The sequence below is a fragment of the Methylobacterium sp. ARG-1 genome (genome assembly GCF_001262595.1).
GTDB lineage: Bacteria > Pseudomonadota > Alphaproteobacteria > Rhizobiales > Beijerinckiaceae > Methylobacterium > Methylobacterium brachiatum.
The window spans coordinates 1-18,028 of record NZ_LHCD01000033.1; the positions used below are offsets into that span (position 1 = coordinate 1).

General features: G+C 71.0%; 14 protein-coding genes and 2 pseudogenes. 9 read left to right on the plus strand and 7 right to left on the minus strand.

Features of this window, described 5'->3' with window-relative positions; genetic code table 11:
* A pseudogene (locus tag AKJ13_RS23665) lies at positions 1-279 on the minus strand (porin family protein); the annotation flags it as partial.
* Between the two features lie 512 nt (positions 280-791).
* On the opposite strand from AKJ13_RS23665, the gene AKJ13_RS23670 reads away from it, so the two are divergent.
* Both AKJ13_RS23670 and AKJ13_RS23675 read left to right on the plus strand, forming a co-directional pair.
* The gene (locus tag AKJ13_RS23670) at positions 792-1,274 is read left to right on the plus strand and encodes a DUF2721 domain-containing protein (RefSeq protein WP_007566981.1); all 483 of its coding nucleotides are present in this window, start codon (positions 792-794) and stop codon (positions 1,272-1,274) included.
* A 93-nt stretch (positions 1,275-1,367) separates the two neighbouring features.
* Positions 1,368-1,574, plus strand: coding sequence for a hypothetical protein (locus AKJ13_RS23675; RefSeq protein WP_050735576.1), 207 nt, complete (start codon positions 1,368-1,370; stop codon positions 1,572-1,574).
* Positions 1,575-1,643: 69 nt separating this feature from the next.
* On the opposite strand, the gene AKJ13_RS23680 is transcribed toward AKJ13_RS23675, so the two are convergent.
* From AKJ13_RS23680 to AKJ13_RS23690, 3 genes are all read right to left on the minus strand, one after another.
* Positions 1,644-1,844 carry a hypothetical protein gene (locus AKJ13_RS23680; RefSeq protein WP_007566985.1) on the minus strand — a complete coding sequence of 67 codons (201 nt, stop codon included), beginning with the start codon at positions 1,842-1,844 and terminating at the stop codon, positions 1,644-1,646.
* A gap of 172 nt (positions 1,845-2,016) precedes the next feature.
* On the minus strand, positions 2,017-2,376 hold the full coding sequence (locus tag AKJ13_RS23685) for an energy transducer TonB (RefSeq protein WP_200905694.1): 360 nt from the start codon (positions 2,374-2,376) through the stop codon (positions 2,017-2,019).
* Positions 2,377-2,437: 61 nt separating this feature from the next.
* Entirely contained in the window at positions 2,438-2,680 is a 243-nt protein-coding gene (locus tag AKJ13_RS23690) for a hypothetical protein (RefSeq protein ID WP_050735578.1), read from the minus strand.
* Positions 2,681-2,856: 176 nt separating this feature from the next.
* Here AKJ13_RS23690 and AKJ13_RS23695 point away from each other — a divergent pair, with 176 nt between their 5' ends.
* The 7 genes and pseudogenes from AKJ13_RS23695 (at position 2,857) to AKJ13_RS23725 (ending at position 12,752) form a co-directional block, all read left to right on the plus strand.
* A complete protein-coding gene (locus AKJ13_RS23695) occupies positions 2,857-3,684 on the plus strand; it encodes a porin family protein (RefSeq protein WP_050735579.1) in 828 nt (275 codons plus the stop codon).
* A 162-nt stretch (positions 3,685-3,846) separates the two neighbouring features.
* A pseudogene (locus AKJ13_RS23700) lies at positions 3,847-4,930 on the plus strand (catalase family protein).
* A gap of 84 nt (positions 4,931-5,014) precedes the next feature.
* A complete protein-coding gene (locus AKJ13_RS23705) occupies positions 5,015-5,194 on the plus strand; it encodes a hypothetical protein (RefSeq protein ID WP_007569333.1) in 180 nt (59 codons plus the stop codon).
* 314 nt (positions 5,195-5,508) lie between these two features.
* A complete protein-coding gene (locus tag AKJ13_RS23710) occupies positions 5,509-5,868 on the plus strand; it encodes a hypothetical protein (RefSeq protein ID WP_050735580.1) in 360 nt (119 codons plus the stop codon).
* A gap of 138 nt (positions 5,869-6,006) precedes the next feature.
* On the plus strand, positions 6,007-7,275 hold the full coding sequence (locus AKJ13_RS23715) for an efflux RND transporter periplasmic adaptor subunit (RefSeq protein WP_050735581.1): 1,269 nt from the start codon (positions 6,007-6,009) through the stop codon (positions 7,273-7,275).
* 10 nt (positions 7,276-7,285) lie between these two features.
* A complete protein-coding gene (locus AKJ13_RS23720) occupies positions 7,286-10,471 on the plus strand; it encodes a CusA/CzcA family heavy metal efflux RND transporter (protein ID WP_050735582.1) in 3,186 nt (1,061 codons plus the stop codon).
* 325 nt (positions 10,472-10,796) lie between these two features.
* On the plus strand, positions 10,797-12,752 hold the full coding sequence (locus AKJ13_RS23725) for a methyl-accepting chemotaxis protein (protein ID WP_244471704.1): 1,956 nt from the start codon (positions 10,797-10,799) through the stop codon (positions 12,750-12,752).
* 250 nt (positions 12,753-13,002) lie between these two features.
* On the opposite strand, the gene AKJ13_RS23730 is transcribed toward AKJ13_RS23725, so the two are convergent.
* The 3 genes from AKJ13_RS23730 to AKJ13_RS23740 are packed head-to-tail and all read right to left on the minus strand — an operon-like array spanning position 13,003 to position 17,992.
* A complete protein-coding gene (locus AKJ13_RS23730) occupies positions 13,003-16,158 on the minus strand; it encodes a CusA/CzcA family heavy metal efflux RND transporter (RefSeq protein ID WP_050735584.1) in 3,156 nt (1,051 codons plus the stop codon).
* Positions 16,155-17,588, minus strand: a complete 1,434-nt coding sequence (locus tag AKJ13_RS23735; protein WP_050735585.1) for an efflux RND transporter periplasmic adaptor subunit — start codon at positions 17,586-17,588, stop codon at positions 16,155-16,157. Before AKJ13_RS23735 ends, AKJ13_RS23730 begins: the two co-directional genes overlap by 4 nt.
* Complete coding sequence (locus tag AKJ13_RS23740; RefSeq protein WP_050735627.1) at positions 17,585-17,992, minus strand: FixH family protein; 408 nt, start codon at positions 17,990-17,992, stop codon at positions 17,585-17,587. The genes AKJ13_RS23735 and AKJ13_RS23740 overlap by 4 nt, the downstream gene beginning before the upstream one ends.
* Positions 17,993-18,028: the final 36 nt, after the last annotated feature.

The following is an 18,028-nucleotide window of genomic DNA, read 5'->3' on the forward strand; positions in this document are numbered from 1 at the left end:
CGCGCCGCCGGAGAAGCCGTCCTGGCTGCGGTTGCTGAAGGTGGCGGTGGTGCCGGGGGCGGCGTAGGGGAAGGGCACGCCGAAGGTGGAGTTGTTCGAGCGGCTGCTGGCGTCGAAGGCGTAGCCGGCGTTGATACCGAAATAGGCGCCGGTCCAGGTGAACACCGGGACGGGGGTGAAGACGGGCGGCGGGGCGGCGCGGCGCGGCAGGTCGGCGGCCGAGGCGGCGCCGGTCAGGAGGGCCGTGGCGGCGCTCGCGAGAAGAAGCTTCTTGATCATCTGGTCCTCTGTCTCCCGTTCGGCGGGATGTGTGCCCGGCAACAGAGACGGCAGGTTGAGGACACGCGATAGTGCAGCGCTGCAACAGCGCTCCTGGGCGTCCCGGACCGGTGGTTGGGCGCGTGCGCTTGAGCACATCCCGCGCCCAAGAAGGCCGATTTCGGCTCAAAGATTTGTATCTCGACGTTTCCGGCAGCAAAAAACCCCGCCGCACGGGGCTGACGGGGCTTTAGTTTGATCGAGAACATTCCCAGGACCAACCAGGAAGCTTCATCCTCTGTTAGATCCGAGTAGCCGGCGGCCCGCAAGCCCATCCGGGACTGTTGATCGCAGTTAAGATTAATTAACTCTCCCGGCCCCTGCACACCGGCCGTTGGTGCGGGCATCGGGTTGCGCTCGGCCGGCATCCTGTGGTGACGCTCCCGGCATGCTGTATCCCAGATCATCCGCCGCCGCGGGGAACGGTGCCGAAGGCCGAGCGGTCGCGTCCGGCGAGCGAGCCTAGCGCGCCCATGTTCGGCTTCTCTCTGAGCTCCACCGAGCCCGACAGCATCGCGCACATCATCCAAGTCGCGCTCGCACCGGCCTTCCTCCTCTCGGCGCTCGCGACCCTGCTGAACGTGTTCTCCACCCGGCTTGGCCGGATCTCCGACAAGGTCGACACCCTCTCGGGGGAGATCGCCCGGGCGACGGAGGCGGAGGCCGTGCGCCTGTCCCGCCGGCTGACGTTCCTGCGGCGGCGCTCCCTCGTCCTCGACGTGGCGGTCGTCCTCGCTTCGCTCGCCGGCTGCCTGATCGGGCTGGCGGTGCTGACCCTGTTCGTCGGGGCGATGCGCGATGCGGCGACCGCCTCGATCCTGTTCGCCTGTTTCGGCGCGGCCCTGATCTGCACCGTGGCGGCGATCGGGGCGTTCATGACCGAGATCCTGATGGCCGGTCACGGCGTGCGCGACGAGGTCGAGCACCAGCAGGACAAGGTCCCGGCGCGGTCGTGACCTGGTCACGTTTCGCGTTGCATGCCGAAGGAACTTCGTCTTAATCTTGATGCGGCTTGATTCCGCTCGCCTGCTGCGCCCGAGTGTTCCGCCATGACTGTCGCGATTCTGGTTGCCCTCATCGCGGGAGCCTTGTGCCTCGGGATGCTGTCCTCTCTCCTGCCGTTCGGCCGGCGGGACGAGGAGGAGGAACTGATCCTGCCCTGCGAGGGCGAGTTCTTCGATGTCGGCGGCCCGATCATCGACCTGGAACCGCTGCTTCCGCTGCTCGATGTGCAGGCGCTCGAGGCGAAGCGGTAAGCGCGACACATTCTATAAGTGAGGGCCGCCGGCCCGGGCGTATCCCGGCGGCGGCCCCGGAGGCCTGCGTTAGGCGGCTTCCTCTTCCGAATCGTCCGCGTCCAGGATGGTCTCCAGGTCGCCGACCAGGGCGTCGAGCTGATCGGCGGTGGCCTTGAGCTTCAGCGTGGTGCCGTCCTCGGCCTCCACGGCGATCTCGATATGGTCGTCGACCTTGGCGGCCAGAGCCTGCTTGATGGTGTAGGTGATCACGTCAGCCTTGTCGGCCATGCCTGTCTCCTCGGGTGGCTGCGGGCAACGCGGCATGTCCGGCATCGGCCCTGCGGCAGAAGCTCGCGTCGCAGACTCTTCGTTGGCTACGCGGTCGGACGGCCGCGAGGGCGCGTCTCTTCGACGGATTGGCCTGTCCGCGAGCCAAGTCTTCGACGAGTGCGACAGGACCCTACCGCCGGCCGCGCGTGTGCCGCTCGGTCACCCAAGGGCGACGGCTCGGGACCTCCGGAAGTTGTGTCGGGCGCAACGCGATCGCCTGGCGGTCCGGGCGCGGTGGGGCCGGCAGCAGTTCCGGCCTGGACCGGGGTGTCTCGACGACGACCGCCTCCAGCACCATCGGGCGCGACGCCTTTGTCAGGGCGAGCGTCCGGCCGGGCTTCGCCGCCAGGGTACCCAGCGCCCAGAGGGCGAGGCAGGCCAAGCCGACCAGAACCCCCGTCCAGGACGGCTCCGAGCGGAGCATCAGGAAGGCGGCGCCGGTCAGGGCGGCCGCGGCTGCGAGCAGCCGGGGTGTGGGATCGCCGGACATCACCGCGCCAGCCTCGACGATGCGGGCTGACGGCCCGTGAAGATCATCGCTCGAATGCGCGTCAATCCGCGAGGCTCGAGGGCGTCTGCCAAGTTGTGCCGGGATGCTCGCGGATGTCGCCGGCCCGGGTGCCGGTATCCGCGTCGCTGGTCCAGTCGCTCGGCTCGGTGACGCTGGCGATCTCCGCCTCCGGGTAGGCGGCGGCCAGGAACAGGCGCGCCTCCCCCTCGGCCTCGGCCCGCACCGTCACGAGCGGCTTGTCTCCGTCCGCGTCGCGGACCTGGGCGATGAACAGCTTGGTCATGGGGGCCTCCGCTACCGTGGAGCGCCAACGGGCCGGCGGCCGGATGGTTCGGGCCGCAGCCCGGATCGGGCAGTCTTTGCCTTCCGCCACACCTGTGGCAGCGGCGATACAGCTTGAGTGTGGAAAACCGGGTAATTTCACGCTCGATAGGAACATTCGCTGGGGAAAGACCAGTCATGAAGACGCTTCTGGCCTCGTTGGCCGCCTTTACCGCCCTGACCGCTGCCGCTTCGGCCGCCGACCTGCCGCGTCGCGCCGCCCCGCCGCCCGTGTTCACCCCCGTCCCGGTGTTCACCTGGACCGGCGCCTATTTCGGTATCAACGCCGGCTACGCCTTCGACGCCAGCAGCAACAACACCTCGAGCTTCGCTGTCCCGGCCCCGTACGGCGCCGGCACCACGGCCTATTTCAGCCAGCGGAACCAGGAAGGTTTCTCCGGCGGTGGCCAGGTCGGCTACAACTTCCAGTTCACCCCGGGCTCGGGCGTGGTGGTCGGCGTCGAGGCCGACGCCCAGTACCTCGATTTCGGCCGCAGCCGGAACAACGCCTTCGTGGTCGGCCCGCTGGCCCCCGGCGTCTACCTGACCGATCCGCGCGGCCTGTCGAGCCTCGACTTCTTCGGCACCGTGCGCGGCCGTCTCGGCTACGCCTTCGACCGCGTCCTGGTGTACGGCACCGGCGGTTTCGCCTACGGCTCGGGCAGCGCTGACCGTTCGTTCGGCGGCTTTGCCGGCAACGACAGCTTCCGCACCGGCTGGACCGTCGGCGGCGGCATGGAATACGCCCTCCCGGTCGACTCGTTCCTGAACTTCTTCCGTTCGTCGGCCGTGACGCTCAAGGTCGAAGGCCTGTACGTCAACCTCGACCGCAACACCCGCAACCAGGGTGCGTTCGTGATCAACGCCGCCAACAACTTCCCGGTGGTCTACAACAACATTGGCCGCCGCGACGACGAGTTCGCCGTGGTCCGCGCCGGCCTGAACTACAAGTTCGGCTCGTACTAAGACCAGCACCGCCCGGCCGGATCGGCCGGGCCTTGCTGACGTCGGTAAACGCCTCGGGTGCCTCCGCGCCCGGGGCGTTTGTCGTCGGAATGGGTCGGAACGGCGCGGAAACACATCGGTTGGGGCTCCAACGCGCAATCGCCGCTCGGAGCGACCCGACCCATGGCTCCGTTCACCTGCTACACCCCCGACCTGGAGGCGCCGCAGCCCGACGAGGACGCGATCCGCGCCGGCATGATCGCGCAATCCGCCAAGATCCAGACGACGACGCTGACGGATTACGGCCACGCCGTGCGCGGCGCGCACGCCAAGGCTCACGGCCTGCTCCTGGGCCGGCTCGAGGTCCTGCCGGACCTGCCGCCCGAACTCGCCCAGGCCGCCTTCGCGACGCCGGGGATGCACGACGTGATGCTGCGGCTCTCGACCAATCCCGGCGACATCCTCGACGACAGCGTCCCGACCCCCGGGGCCTCGTCCTCAAGATCCTGACCGTGGCCGGCGAGCGCCTGCCCGGGGCGGAGGGCACGGTGCAGGATTTCGTGATGGCCAACGCCCCGGCCTTCACGGCCAGGGACGGCGCCGCCTTCCTGAAGACCCTCAAAAGCTCCTGGCCGCCACCACCGACACCCCGCAGGTGTTCAAGCAGGGGCTCTCGGCCCTGCTGCGCGGCGTCGAGACGGTGCTGGAGGGGCTCGGCACCGAGAGCCCGGCGGTGCTCGCCCTGGGCGGCCATCCCGAGACCCACATCCTCGGCGAGACCTTCTACAGTCAGGTGCCTCTGCGCTGGGGCGATTGCGTCGCCAAGGTCTCGGCGGCGCCGGTCTCCCCGGAGCTGACCGCGCTCACCCACGCGCCGCTTAACGTCAACGGCGAGCCGAACGGCCTGCGCGAGGCGGTGGCGGCCCAGTTCTTCGCCCATGACGGTGTCTGGGAGCTGCGGGCGCAACTCATGACCGATCCGACGATGATGCCGGTGGAGGATGCCTCGGTGCCGTGGCCCGAGACCGAGAGTCGCTACCGGGTCGTGGCGCGGATCACCGTGCCGCGCCAGGGGGCCTGGAGCGACGCGAAGGCCGCGGCGCTTGACGACGGCCTCGCCTTCAGCCCGTGGCACGGCCTGGCGGCACACCGGCCGCTCGGCTCGATCATGCGGGCGCGCCGGGCGGTCTACCCGAAATCGGCGGGGTTTTGGGCCGAGCACAAGGGCTGCCCACTGCACGAACCCGCCGCCGCCCTTTCGGTGTAACCCGCGGCCGGGAACAGCCCCGGTGCCCGGGCTGTTATCGGGGGCATGCCGGCTGGGGCCGGCCCTTGGGAAGTCGAGCGTATCATGACCAGCCGTACCCTTCAGACCACGCTTCTCGCCCTCGCCCTCGTCGCCGGCAGCGCCGGGATGGCGGCCGCCCAGAGCACGCCGAACGGCAACACCTCGACGTCCGGTTCGCCCGCCGGCAGCAACAGCACCGGCAACGGCGCCACCGGCAGCGGCGCGGCCCCCAGCGGCAAGTGAGCCCCTCGGTAACCCGGTCTTAACCATAACGGCCGAGAGACCGGTCGATCCAGGAGCCCATCGCTCCGACGACCGTGCAGCCTTTTAGCCCCGCGTCCCGCCTGGGATGCGGGGTTTTTGTGCCGTGCCCGGTCGGAAATGGCGGGTTCACGGGTGGGAGGCCCGGCTGCTCAGACGGCAGGCATCCGCCCTCCCCGGGGGCCTGTCCGGACCCGTCACCTCGCGCCGCGGACGATCCCGCGCGGGCCGTCGGCCCCCTGCCCGCTTGTGACGGGTCTTGTGCGTCCGAGGCCGGATCGCCCATAACGGCCGCCATGGAATCTCGGGTTCGGCAGGAGCGCTCGACGCGCGGCTGGTGGGCGATCGCTGCCCGCAGGCTCGCGCTCGTCCTGGCCCTGTGCCTGGCCGGGCCGGGCGTCGGCCTGGCGGCGGATCTGGCGTTCCATGCCGGCGGCCATCCGGAGCGGAGCGTCGGGCCGCCCGTCGCGGAGGCCGGCAGCGTCGTCGATCCCGGCGTGAGCGCGCATCTCCATTGCGGCTGCCACCAGGCCGCGCCCCTGGAGACCGGGTTCTCGGGCCCGCTGGCGATCCCCAGCCGGCCGGTCGCGATCCGGGCCGCCAGCCCCCTCCCCTCCGTCACTCCCGACCCCCTGCCCCGGCCTCCCCGCGCCTGAGCCGACGCGGCCGCTTGCCGGCCCGCGTCCTCGCCGGGCCGCCCATGCAGCGCCCGGCTCGCCCTCACGCGTCCCCTGAACGGGAATCCCCGGAGCCGCCGCACGGCCACTCCGCGGTCCCGGCCGAGCAGGCTCACCATGCGCATCCTCGTCTCCGCGGCCGTCCTGGCCGCCGGCATCGTCATCGGCGCTGCCGTTCCCGCCGCGTCCGGGCTCGTCCGCGACGGCCTCGCGGCGCTCGGCCTGGCCCGACCCGCCGCCGGCCCCGCGCCCGTGAAGGCTGGGCACGACCATGACCACGATCACGCGGAGCAGGCCGAGGCCGGCGTGATCCGGATGAGCCCCGATCAGGCGGCGGCGCAGGACATCACGGTGGCGCCCGTCACCGGCGGGATCCTGGCGCGCCACCTCCTCGTCCCCGGCACCATCACCCCTGACACCGACCGGATCGCCCGCGTCCCCGCTCGGGTGGTCGGGACCGTGGTGGAGATGCGCAAGCGCCTCGGCGATTCCGTCCGGAAGGACGAGGTCGTCGCCGTGCTCGACAGCCGGGAGGTCGCCGACGCCAAGAGCGAGTACCTGACCGCCCTGGTCCAGGTCGAACTCCAGACCATCAACTTCGAGCGCCAGCAGAAGCTGCTGGCCTCGCGCTCGGCCTCGGAATCGGCGTTCCAGAGCGCCCGGGCGGCGTATCTCGAGACCCGGCTGCGGGCCGATCTCGCCCGCCAGAAGCTGTCGGCGCTGGGGCTCGACGCCGCCGAGGTCGCGGCCGCGCAGAGGCGCGACGAGGCGACCCCGACCCTCTCGACCCTGCGCCGCTACGAGCTGCGCGCGCCGCTCGCCGGGCGCGTGGTCGAGCGCCGGGTCGATGTCGGCTCGGCGGTGGGCAAGGAGGGCGACCCGGCCGACCTCTACCTGCTGGCCGACCTCACCACGGTCTGGATCGAGCTGTCGGTGCCGACCCTCGACCTCGCCCAGGTCCAGGAGGGCGCGCGGGTCACCGTCACCCCGAGCCGGGAGGGCGACAACCGCCGCGCGGAGGGGCGGGTGATCTTCGTGAGCCCGTTCCTCAACCCGGAGACCCGCTCGGCCCGGGTCGTGGTCGCCCTGCCCAATGCCGACCTCGCCTGGCGGCCCGGCACATTCGTCACCGCCGAGCTGGAGATCGCCCGGGACGACGTGCCGGTCCGGGTGCCGAAGGCCGCGCTCCAGACCGTGGCGAGCGCGCGGGTGGTGTTCGTCCGGACTCCGGAAGGCTTCGCGATGCGCCCGGTGGAGCTTGGGCGCTCCGACGACGAGTCCTACGCGGTCAAAGCCGGACTCGCCCCCGGCGAGGCGATCGCGGTGGGCAATACCTTCCTGCTGAAGGCCGAGCTCGGCAAGGCCGAAGCCGGCCATGACGATTGAGGCGCCGGATATGCTCAGCCGCATCCTCGACGTTTCGATCCGCCAGCGCTGGCTGGTCCTGCTCCTCGTGCTGCTGGCTTCGGGCTTCGGCGCCACGGCGCTGACCCGGCTGCCGATCGACGCGGTGCCGGACATCACCAACAACCAGGTCCAGATCAACACGCTGGCGCCGTCGCTGTCGCCGGTCGATATCGAGCGCCAGGTGACCTATCCGGTCGAGACCGCGCTGGCCGGCATCAAGGGGCTCGATCACACCCGCTCGCTCTCGCGCAACGGCTTCTCGCAGGTCACCGCAATCTTCGACGAGCGGCTCGACATCTACTTCGCCCGCCAGCAGGTCGCCGAGCGCCTGGCCCAGGTGAAGGGCGACCTGCCGCCCGGCGCCGAGCCGCATATGGGCCCGATCTCGACCGGCTTGGGCGAGATCTACATGTGGTCGGTCCGCTACGCAGAGCCGAATGAGCGGAATGTCGTGCCCACCGGCAGCCCGGGCTGGCAGCCGGACGGAAGCTTCCGCACCCCGGAGGGCCAGAGCCTCGCCACGGAGCTGGAACGGAACGCCTATCTGCGCACGGTGCAGGACTGGATCATCCGACCCCAGATCCGGACCGTGCCGGGGGTGGCCGGGGTCGACGGTATCGGCGGCTACGAGAAGCAGTACCATGTCCAGCCGGACCCGACGAAGCTGACCGCCCTCGACCTGTCCTTCGCGGACGTCGTCCGGGCACTCCAGGCCAACAACGCCAACCAGGGCGCCCGCTACCTGGAGGACAATGGCGAGGGCTACGTCGTCCGTGCCGCCGGCCGCCTCGACGACATGGAGGCGATCGCCGACGTGGTGGTCGCCACCCGCGGCGGCGTGCCGGTGCGGGTCCGGGACGTCGCCGCCCTGCGCTTCGGGCGCGAATTGCGCACCGGCTCGGGCAGCGCGGACGGCCGGGAGGCCGTGATCGGCACCGCCCTGATGCGGATCGGCGAGAACAGCCGCACGGTCGCGGCCGCGGTCGACGCGCGCATGGCCCAGCTCCGCCGCACCCTGCCCCCCGGGATCGTGGTGCAGACGGTGCTCGACCGGACGGTTCTGGTCGAGGCCACGATCCGCACGGTCGGCCAGAACCTGGCCGAGGGCGCGGCCCTGGTGATCGCGGTGCTGGTCCTGCTGCTCGGCAACGTCCGGGCCGCCCTGGTCGCGGCCCTGGTGATCCCGATCGCCATGCTGATGACCGTCACCGGCATGGTCGAGGCCAAAATCTCGGCCAACCTGATGAGCCTCGGCGCCCTGGATTTCGGGCTGATCGTCGACGGGGCGGTGATCATCACCGAGAATGCGCTCCGCCACCTCGCCGAGCGCCAGCACGCGCTGGGGCGCCGGCTCGACCTGGAGGAGCGCCTGGAGACGGTCCGAGCCTCGGCCGACGAGATGATCCGCCCGTCCCTCTACGGGCAGGCGATCATCATCCTGGTCTACGCGCCGCTCCTCACCTTCACGGGGGTCGAGGGCAAGATGTTCGAGCCGATGGCGCTGACCGTGATCCTCGCGCTGGCCTGCGCGTTCCTGCTGTCGCTGACCTTCGTGCCGGCCCTGATCGCCATCGTGATCACCGGCCGGGTCACCGAGGCCGACAACCGGCTGATCTGGGGCCTCAAGGCCGCCTACCGGCCGCTGCTCGCCGGGGCGATCCGGGCGCCGGCGCCGGTCCTGGGGGCGGCCCTGCTGCTGCTGGTCGGGGCCGGCCTGCTGGCGGCCCGGCTCGGCACCGAGTTCATCCCGCTCCTCGACGAGAAGAGCATCGCGCTCAACGCCAGCCGGATCCCCTCGACCGCTCTGACCCAGTCGCAGGCCATGCAGCTGAAGGTCGAGCAGGCCGTCGCGGCCTTCCCGCAGGTGGCCACCGTCTTCTCGAAGACCGGCACCGCCGAGATCGCCTCCGACCCGATGCCGCCCAGCGCCTCGGATACCTTCGTGATCCTGAAGCCGCAGGCGGAATGGCCCGATCCCGCGCTCACCAAGGCGGCGCTCCAGGCGCAGATCGAGGCCGCCGTGGGCGCGCTCGCCGGCAACGTCTACGAGTTCTCCCAGCCGATCCAGCTGCGCTTCAACGAGCTGCTCGCCGGGACAAGGGGCGACCTCGCCGTCAAGGTGTTCGGCGACGCCTTCGAGCCGATGCTCAAGACCGCCAACCAGATCGCCGCGATCCTGCGCGGCATCGACGGCGCGGACGACGTGAAGGTCGAGCAGATCGCCGGCCTGCCGGTCTTCGAGATCGGCATCGACCGGACCGAGGCGGCGCGGCTGGGTCTCAGCACCGGGGCGATCCAGGAGGTGATCGGCGCCGCGATCGGCGGCCGGGAGGCGGGCTTCGTGTTCGAGGGCGACCGGCGCTTCCCGATCGTGGTGCGCCTGACCGACGCCGTCCGGGAGGACCGCGAGGCCCTGGAGAACCTGCCCGTCCCCCTGCCCCCGGGGGCCAACGGCAAGGTCGCCTCCGTGCTGCTGCGGCAGGTCGCGCGCTTCTCGGTGACCGAGGGACCCAACCAGATCTCGCGGGAGAGCGGCCAGCGGCGCGTCGTCGTCACCGCCAATGTCCGCGGCCGGGATATCGGCTCGCTGGTGACGGAGGCGCAAGCCAAGGTCGCCGGGCAGGTCGCGTTGCCGGCCGGCTCCTACGTGACCTGGGGCGGCCAGTTCGAGAACCTCGCCTCGGCCCGGCGGCGCCTGACCCTGGTCGTGCCGGCCTGCTTCGTCCTGATCCTGCTGCTGCTGACCTCGGCGCTGGGCAGCGTCCGCGACGCGCTCCTGGTGTTCTCCGCCGTGCCGCTGGCGCTCACCGGCGGCATCGCGGCCCTGTGGCTGCGGGGGATGCCGCTGTCGGTGCCGGCCGCGGTCGGGTTCATCGCGCTCTCGGGGGTGGCGGTGCTGAACGGCTTGGTGATGCTGAGCTTCATCAAGCAGCTGGTCGCCGAGGGTCGGCCGCTGCGGGCGGCGATCCTGGAGGGGGCCCTGACCCGGCTGCGGCCCGTGGCCATGACGGCGCTGGTCGCCTCGCTCGGCTTCGTCCCGATGGCGCTCGCCACCGGCACCGGTGCCGAGGTGCAGCGGCCGCTCGCCACCGTAGTGATCGGCGGCCTGATCAGCGCGACCCTGCTGACCCTGGTGGTGCTGCCGGCGCTCTACGCGCGCTTCGGCCGATCCTGAGGCGCGATTGACGGGCGGCGTAATCGGGCAGGCCGCCATCTGCGGGCCAGTGACAATGGAGCAGATTAGAAAAATTACAATCTAAGATCTGATCTGCGATTAAGATCTTTTAGTACTTGCTGCACATTGCTTGACTTTTGGCGAAGGTCTTCTGGATAGAGGGCGCTATTTTATCGAAGAATTTATTGTTCTTTGATTTACATCTTGACAATCTATGGATAACAACAGAAATCCTTATGTTATAACGACGGATTCGTTCAGCATTCACCGGAGACATGTTTCTATGAGAATAGGTATTCGTTGGCGTTTATATGCCGGTTTTGCGATGCTTGTCCTTATTGCGACCGGCATCGGTGCGTATTCTCTCTATCAGCAAGGTATCGTCGATCGAGAATACACCCGCCGTGGCCAGCTGGAGCAGGGCGCGCGGTCGATCTTCACCATCAACAGTCTCGCCGCGCGGCTGGTCGGTCAGACCGAGCTGTACCGGCTCGCCCCCGCACCCGAGCGGATCGCCACCTTGGAACAGGCGCGGCGCGAGATCGAGGAGACGGCCGAGGCGCTGATCAGGCCATCAACCGTTGAGGCGCGACGCAAGCTCTATGAACAGATCCGCGACCATGCCCGAGCGTTGAAGGCCGAGTTCGATCACCTCGCGGCGGCGGGCACCACCGTGGCCGAGGCCAAGGCGCGCCTGTTCACGGGGGGCGACGCCCTGACCGCCGCCACCAACGCCCTGGTGGGCGAGGTGCGGGCTCAAGCCGGCGCGTCGCTACTCGGCCATGCCCAGACCTTGGAGAGCGCCGTGCTGCTGGTCCGCGTCGCCAACTGGCGTTTCCTGGCGACGTTCGACCCGAACGGCCCGGCCACCTTCGCGAAGAACGTCGAGAAGGCCGAAGCCGCCCTGAAAGTCTTCAAGGAGGCCGAGGGCGCCACCGCCTTCGCGCCCCGGACCCAGGCCGTCATCGACACGCTGGGCGCCTATGGCCGCGACTTCCGGGCGACCGTCGGCGCCCTGGATCTCCTGAAGACGGTGTTCGAGACCGGCATCAAGCCCCGGACGAGCCAGATCGAGGAGGCGAGCACTGCCGTGCGTGCCCTGATCAAGGTCGCCATCGAGGAGAACGCCCGGGCCGTGGACGCCGCGGTGGCGAGCGCGCGCAACGTCCAGATCACCCTGCTCGTGCTGGCGCTGGTCCTGGGCGGGGCCATGGCCTTCGTGATCAGCCGCAGCATCATCCGGCCGGTCGCCGGCATGACCGACGCGATGCGGCGCCTCGCCGAGGGTGACACCGCCGTCGTTGTCCCCTCGCAGGACGCCACGGACGAGATCGGCGCCATGGCCAAGGCCGTGGAAGTGTTCCGGACGAACGCCATCGCCCGGGCCGAGCTGGAGGCCGCCCAGGCCGCCGAGCAGGAGGCCCGACTGCAGCGGGTCGAGCGGGTCGACCAACTCGTCCGCGCCTTCGAGCAGAGGGTCGCCCAATCGCTCGACGTCGTCACGGCAAGCGCCACCGAGCTCGACGCGACGGCGCGCTCCATGACGCGCGTAGCCGACGCCACCAACACTCAGGCGGTCGCCTCCAGCGCCGCCGCCGAGCAGACGGCCACCAACGTCCAGACCGTGGCGGCGGCGGCCGAGGAGATGGTGTCCTCGCTCCAGGAGATCGAGCGGCAGGTGGTGCGCTCCAACGAGGTCGCGGGCTTTGCCGCTCACGAGGCCGAGGCGAGCAACGCCGCCATGGCGAGCCTGCGCGCAGCCGCCGAGCAGATCGGCGCGGCGGTGACGACGATCTCCGGCATTGCCGGCCAGACCAACCTGCTCGCGCTGAACGCCACGATCGAGGCGGCCCGCGCCGGCGAGGCGGGACGCGGCTTCGCGGTGGTGGCAGCCGAGGTGAAGGAGCTGGCGGGTCAGACCGCGAAGGCGACCGACGAGATCGGCGGCCAGATCGCCGCGATCCAGGCGGCCACCGCCCAGGCGGCGGAGGCGATGCAGCAGATCGCGCGCACGATCGCGAGCGTGAGCGAGATTAGTGGCTCGATCGCCTCCACGGTGGTGGAGCAGACGGCGGCGACCAGCGAGATCTCGCGCAATGCCGGCCAGGCGGCGCAGGGGACGCAGGACGTCTCGTCCAACGTCGCGCGGGTGCTGACGGCGGCCGGAGAGACCGGCAGCGCCGCTGCGCAGGTGCTGAACGCCGCCGCCGAGCTGGCCGCGCAATCCCTGAAGGTCAAGCAGGAGGTCGATGACTTCCTGCGGGACATCCAGGCGGCATGAGGGCCGGCGTCTTCATCCGGCGAGTCGTTCCAGAGTCGGTCTCTGAAACATCACGCATTGCCCCTTCCCTCCGCGGGCTGCGATGTTCACACATTGCGCGAGGCGAGGCGCCGCCTTCCCTCCTCCCCCTTGCGAGGAGGGGAAAGCGCGGTGCTTCGCAGGCTGGCGGTCGGACCCGACGTGTGACTCCACGGGCCTACTGCAGGGGGAGACGCGCTGAGCTCCGGCCCCCGCTCCGCCTGCATCGCGGTCATGCCGCGGCCCGGACCGGCTCCGCTTCCGCCAGCTCGGCCTCCGCCGGCAGGCCTCGGCCCTTGATCAGGGCGTAGACCGCCGGGATCACGATCAGGGTCAGGAGGGTGGAGGAGGCCATGCCCCCGATCATCGGCACGGCGATCCGCTGCATCACCTCGGACCCCGCGCCGGTGCTCCACAGGATCGGCACCAAGCCGGCCATGATCGCCACCACGGTCATCATCTTCGGGCGGACCCGCTCCACCGCCCCGACCATGATGGCGGCGCGCAGGTCCTCCCGGGTGAGGGGCCGCCCGGCCCGCGCGGCCTCGCCACGCCGCTCGGTGAGCGCCTGATCGAGATAGACCAGCATCAGGATCCCGGTCTCGGCGGCGACGCCGGCCAGGGCGATGAAGCCCACCGCCACCGCGACCGAGAGATGGAAGCCCATCGCCCACATCAGCCAGACGCCGCCCACCAGCGCGAAGGGCAGCGACAGCAGGACGATCAGCGTCTCGGTCACCCGGCGGAACACCAGGTAGAGCAGCAGGACGATCACCATCAGGGTCGCCGGCACGACGAGCCGCAGCCTGGCCTCGGCCCGCTCCAGAGCCTCGAACTGGCCGCTCCACTGCAGCGTCATGCCCTCCGGCAGCGGCACCGCGCGGGCCACCACGTCCCGCGCCGCCCCGACGTAGCCGCCGAGGTCGCGCCCGGCGATGTCGACGTAGAGGTAGACAGCGGGCCGCCCGTTCTCGGTGCGGATCGCGGTCGGCCCGCGCGCGAGCTGGATCGACGCGACCGCGCCGAGCGGGACGGTCCCGCCACCGGGCAGCGCCACCTGGACGTCGTTGGCGATGGCCTGGGGGTCGGACCGGAGGGCGCGCGGGTAGCGCACGGTGACGCCGTAGCGCTCGCGGCCCTCCACGGTGGTGGTGACGGTGGCCGCGCCGAGCGCCGTGGCGACCACGTCCTGGACGTCGCCGACAGTGAGCCCGTAGCGGCCGAGCGCCTCCCGGTCCGGGGTGATGTCGAGGAAGGTGCCGCCCACGACGCGCTCGGCATAGGCGCTCGTCGTGCCCGGAACCGTGCGGATCGCCGCCTCCACGGCCCGGGCGACCGGCTCCAGGGCCGCGAGGTCGGGGCCGAACAGCTTGACGCCCACGGGGGTGCGGATGCCGGTGGCGAGCATGTCGATCCGGGCGCGGATCGGCTGGGTCCAGGCGTTGGACACGCCGGGAAATTGCAGCGCCTTGTCCATCTCGGCCCGCAGGCTCGCCAACGTCACGCCGGGCCGCCACGCCTCCGGGGGCTTCAGGCGGATGATCGTCTCGAACATCTCCAGCGGCGCCGGATCGGTCGCGGTGCCGGCGCGTCCCGCCTTGCCGTAGACCGAGGCGACCTCCGGAAACGTCTTGATGATCCGGTCCTGAGTCGCCAGCAGCTCCGCCGCCTTGGTGACGGAGAGGCCCGGCAGGGTGGTGGGCATGTAGAGCAGCGTGCCCTCGTTGAGCTCCGGCATGAATTCCGAGCCGAGCTGGCGCGCCGGCCAGATCGTGGCGGCCAGCATCCCCAGGGCCAGGAGGAGCGTCAGGATCCGGCCCCGCAGCACCGCGGCGATCAGCGGCCGGTAGATCCCGACCAGCAGCCGGTTCACCGGGTTGCGGTGCTCCGGCACGATCCGGCCGCGCACGAACAGGATCATCAGCGCCGGCACCAGGGTCACCGACAGCAGCGCGGCCGCCGCCATCGCGAAGGTCTTGGTGAAGGCCAGGGGCCCGAACAGCCGGCCCTCCTGGCTCTCCAAAGTGAAGATCGGCAGGAACGAGACCGTGATCACCAGGAGCGACAGGAACAGCGACGGCCCGACCTCGGCGGCGGCCTCGACCAGGATCTCGGCCCGGGGCCGGTCCGGGGGCGCGCGCTCCAGGTGCTTGTGGGCGTTCTCGATCATCACGATGGCGGCGTCGATCATCGCCCCGACCGCGATGGCGATGCCGCCCAGACTCATGATGTCGGCGCTGAGCCCGAGCGCCCGCATGGCCGCGAATGCCATCAGGATCGCGACCGGCAGCATCAGGATCGCCACCAGCGCGCTGCGCAGGTGCAGCAGGAACACCACGCAGACCAGGGCGACGATCGCGCATTCCTCGACCAGGGTGTGGGTCAGCGTGGCGATCGCCGCGTCGATGAGCTGCGACCGGTCGTAGACCGGCAGGATCTCGGTCCCGGCCGGCAGGCTCCTGGCGATCTCGGCGAGCCGGTCCTTGACGCTCGCGATGACGGCGCGCGCGTTGGCGCCGAAGCGCTGCACGACGATGCCGCCGGCGACCTCGCCCGCCCCGTCGAGCTCGGCGATCCCGCGCCGCTCGTCGGGGCCGGTCTCCACCCGGGCGACGTCGCGCACCCGCACCGGCGTGCCGGCGTCGGTCTTGAGCACGACGGCGCCGATATCCTGGGTGCTCTTGAGGTAGCCCCGGCCGCGCACCACCACCTCGAACTCGGACAGCTCGACCGTGCGGCCGCCGACATCGGCGTTGCTCGCCCGGATGGCGTCGCGCAGGCGGTTCAGGCTGATGCCCAGCGCCCGCAGGCGGTTCGGGTCGACCACGACGCTGTACTGCTTGACGAAGCCGCCCACCGGGGCGACCTCGGCGACGCCCTCCCCGCGCGCGGCCGCGAACCGGACGACCCAATCCTGCAGGGAGCGCAGCTCGGCGAGCGTCCGCTGCCGGGCCTGGATCACGTATTGGTAGACCCAGCCGATGCCGGTGGCGTCGGGCCCCAGCGTCGGGATCACCCCGGTGGGCAGGCGGCTCGCCGGACCGTTGAGGTATTCGAGCACCCGCGAGCGCGCCCAGTACGGGTCGGTGCCGTCCTCGAAGATCACGTAGATGAAGGAGACCCCGAACATCGAGACCCCGCGCACCACCTTGGCCCGCGGCACGGTCAGCATGGCGGTGGTCAGCGGATAGGTGACCTGGTCCTCGACCACCTGCGGCGCCTGCCCCGGATATTCCGTGTAGACGATGGTCTGCACGTCCGAGAGGTCGGGGATGGCGTCGAGCGGCAGGGTGCGCAGGGCCTGGAGGCCCGCCGCCATCGCGAAGACGGTGCCGATTAGAACGAGCACGCGGTTGCGCGCCGACCAGACGATCAGCCGGGTGATCATCGGCCGCCCTCCCCGTCCGTCGGCGGGGCGGCGAGGCTCGCCAGGGCCGCCTTCAGGTTGCTCTCGGCGTCGATCAAGAAATTCGCCGCGGTGACGACCCGCTCGCCGGCCCGGAGACCCGCGCGGATCTCGACATAGCCGTCGCCGCGCTGCCCGATCTCGACCGCCCGGGGCGCGAACCGGCCCTCCCCGGCCTCGATCAGCACCGCCTGGCGCGCGCCGGTCTCGAGCACGGCCCCTTCGGGCACCGCCACCACCGGCTCGGTGGCGCCCGTGGCGATCTCCACATCGGCATACATGTCGGGCAGGAGCAGCCCGTCCGGGTTCGGCAATTCAATCCGGATGCGGGTCGCGCGGGTCTCCCGGTTCACCTGCGGGTAGATCACCTCCACCCGGCCGGTGAGGCTGCGGCCGGGCACCCGCACGGTGGCGGCCTGGCCGACCTTCACACCGGCGAGGTCGTGCTCCGGCACGTCGGCCAGGACCCAGATCCGCGACAGGTCGGCGATCCGGAACAGGGTGTCGCCGGCCGCGGCCTTCATGCCCTCCACCGCCCGGCGCTCGAGCACCAGCCCGTCGCGGGGCGCGGCCCAGGTGATGGCGCGGGGCACCGTCCGGGTGCGCTCCATCTCGGCGATCACCGCCTCCGAGACGTTGAGATTGCGGATGCGCCGGCGGGCGCCGTCGAAGCCCGGATTGGCGATGAGCTGCGCGGCGGCGGCGTTGATCTCCGGCGCGTAGACCGAGACCAGGGGCTGGCCCTGCCGGACCCGGTCGCCGGTGGTGACGTCCTCGACATGGTCGACATAGGCGTCAGCCCGGGTCGCCACCACGGTGACCCGGCGCTCGTCGAGGGCCACGGTGCCGGGCACCCGGACCGGCCGGGACACGACCCGGCGCTCGACCACGGCGCTGCGCACGCCGGTCCGCTGGATCCGGCCCGGCGAGACCGTGACGGTGCTCGGGTCCGAATCGTCGCCGTCATAGACGGGGATGTAGTCCATCCCCATCGAGTCCTTCTTGGGCACCGGCGAGGTGTCGGACAGGCCCATCGGGTTGCGGTAGTAGCGCACCGTCCGGCCGGGATTTTTCGGCCCGGCGCCCTCCCCCGGCCCGGCCTGACCCGAGACGTCCTCGGCGGTGGGCCGGTCGAAGCGCACATCCTCGCTGGCCTGGACGGCCCGGAACAGGCGCCCATCCTCGGTCATCATCGGCGACAGCGAGTAGACCGGCTTGCCGTCCGGATCCTGGTAATAGACCACCGGCCCGGTGGCGGCCTCCGGCGCGGCGGCCGGCCCAGCGGCGAAGCCCGCCCAGGCCCGCGCGAAGAGCGGGACCGGATCGGGGCCGCCCATGCGCCCCGCCCCGTAGCCGGCGCCCCCCGCCGCCAGGGCGGCGAGGGTCCCGGCCAGCCAGGCCGCGCGGCTCACGGCACGGCCCGGAAGACGAGCTTGTCGCTCACCGTGCCGGTCTCGCCCTGGACCTTGGCGCCCAGCGACAGCCGCCAGCCGCCCGCCATGGTGAGCTTGGTCTTGAACCGGTAGAGGCCCGGCTCCGTGGATGGGAGCTGCGCCAGGGTCGAGGTCATCTCGTCCATGCTGTCGGGGGCCATGTCGATGCGCTTGGCGAAGATCACCGCATCGGTGACCGGCTGGCCGCTGCGCGTGTCGACCAGGCGGACCGTCAGGACGGCCTCGCCGACCTTGGCTTCCTGGGTGACGAGCTCGAACCGGTAATCCGCGGGTGCGGCCCGGGCCGGGGCCGTCAAGGCGACGCCGACGAGCGCGGCCGCGCAGGCGCGCGCCCAGGATTGGGCAACAGAATGAAGGGTCACGAAGAATCTCCTGAACACGATGGCCGGCCACACGGG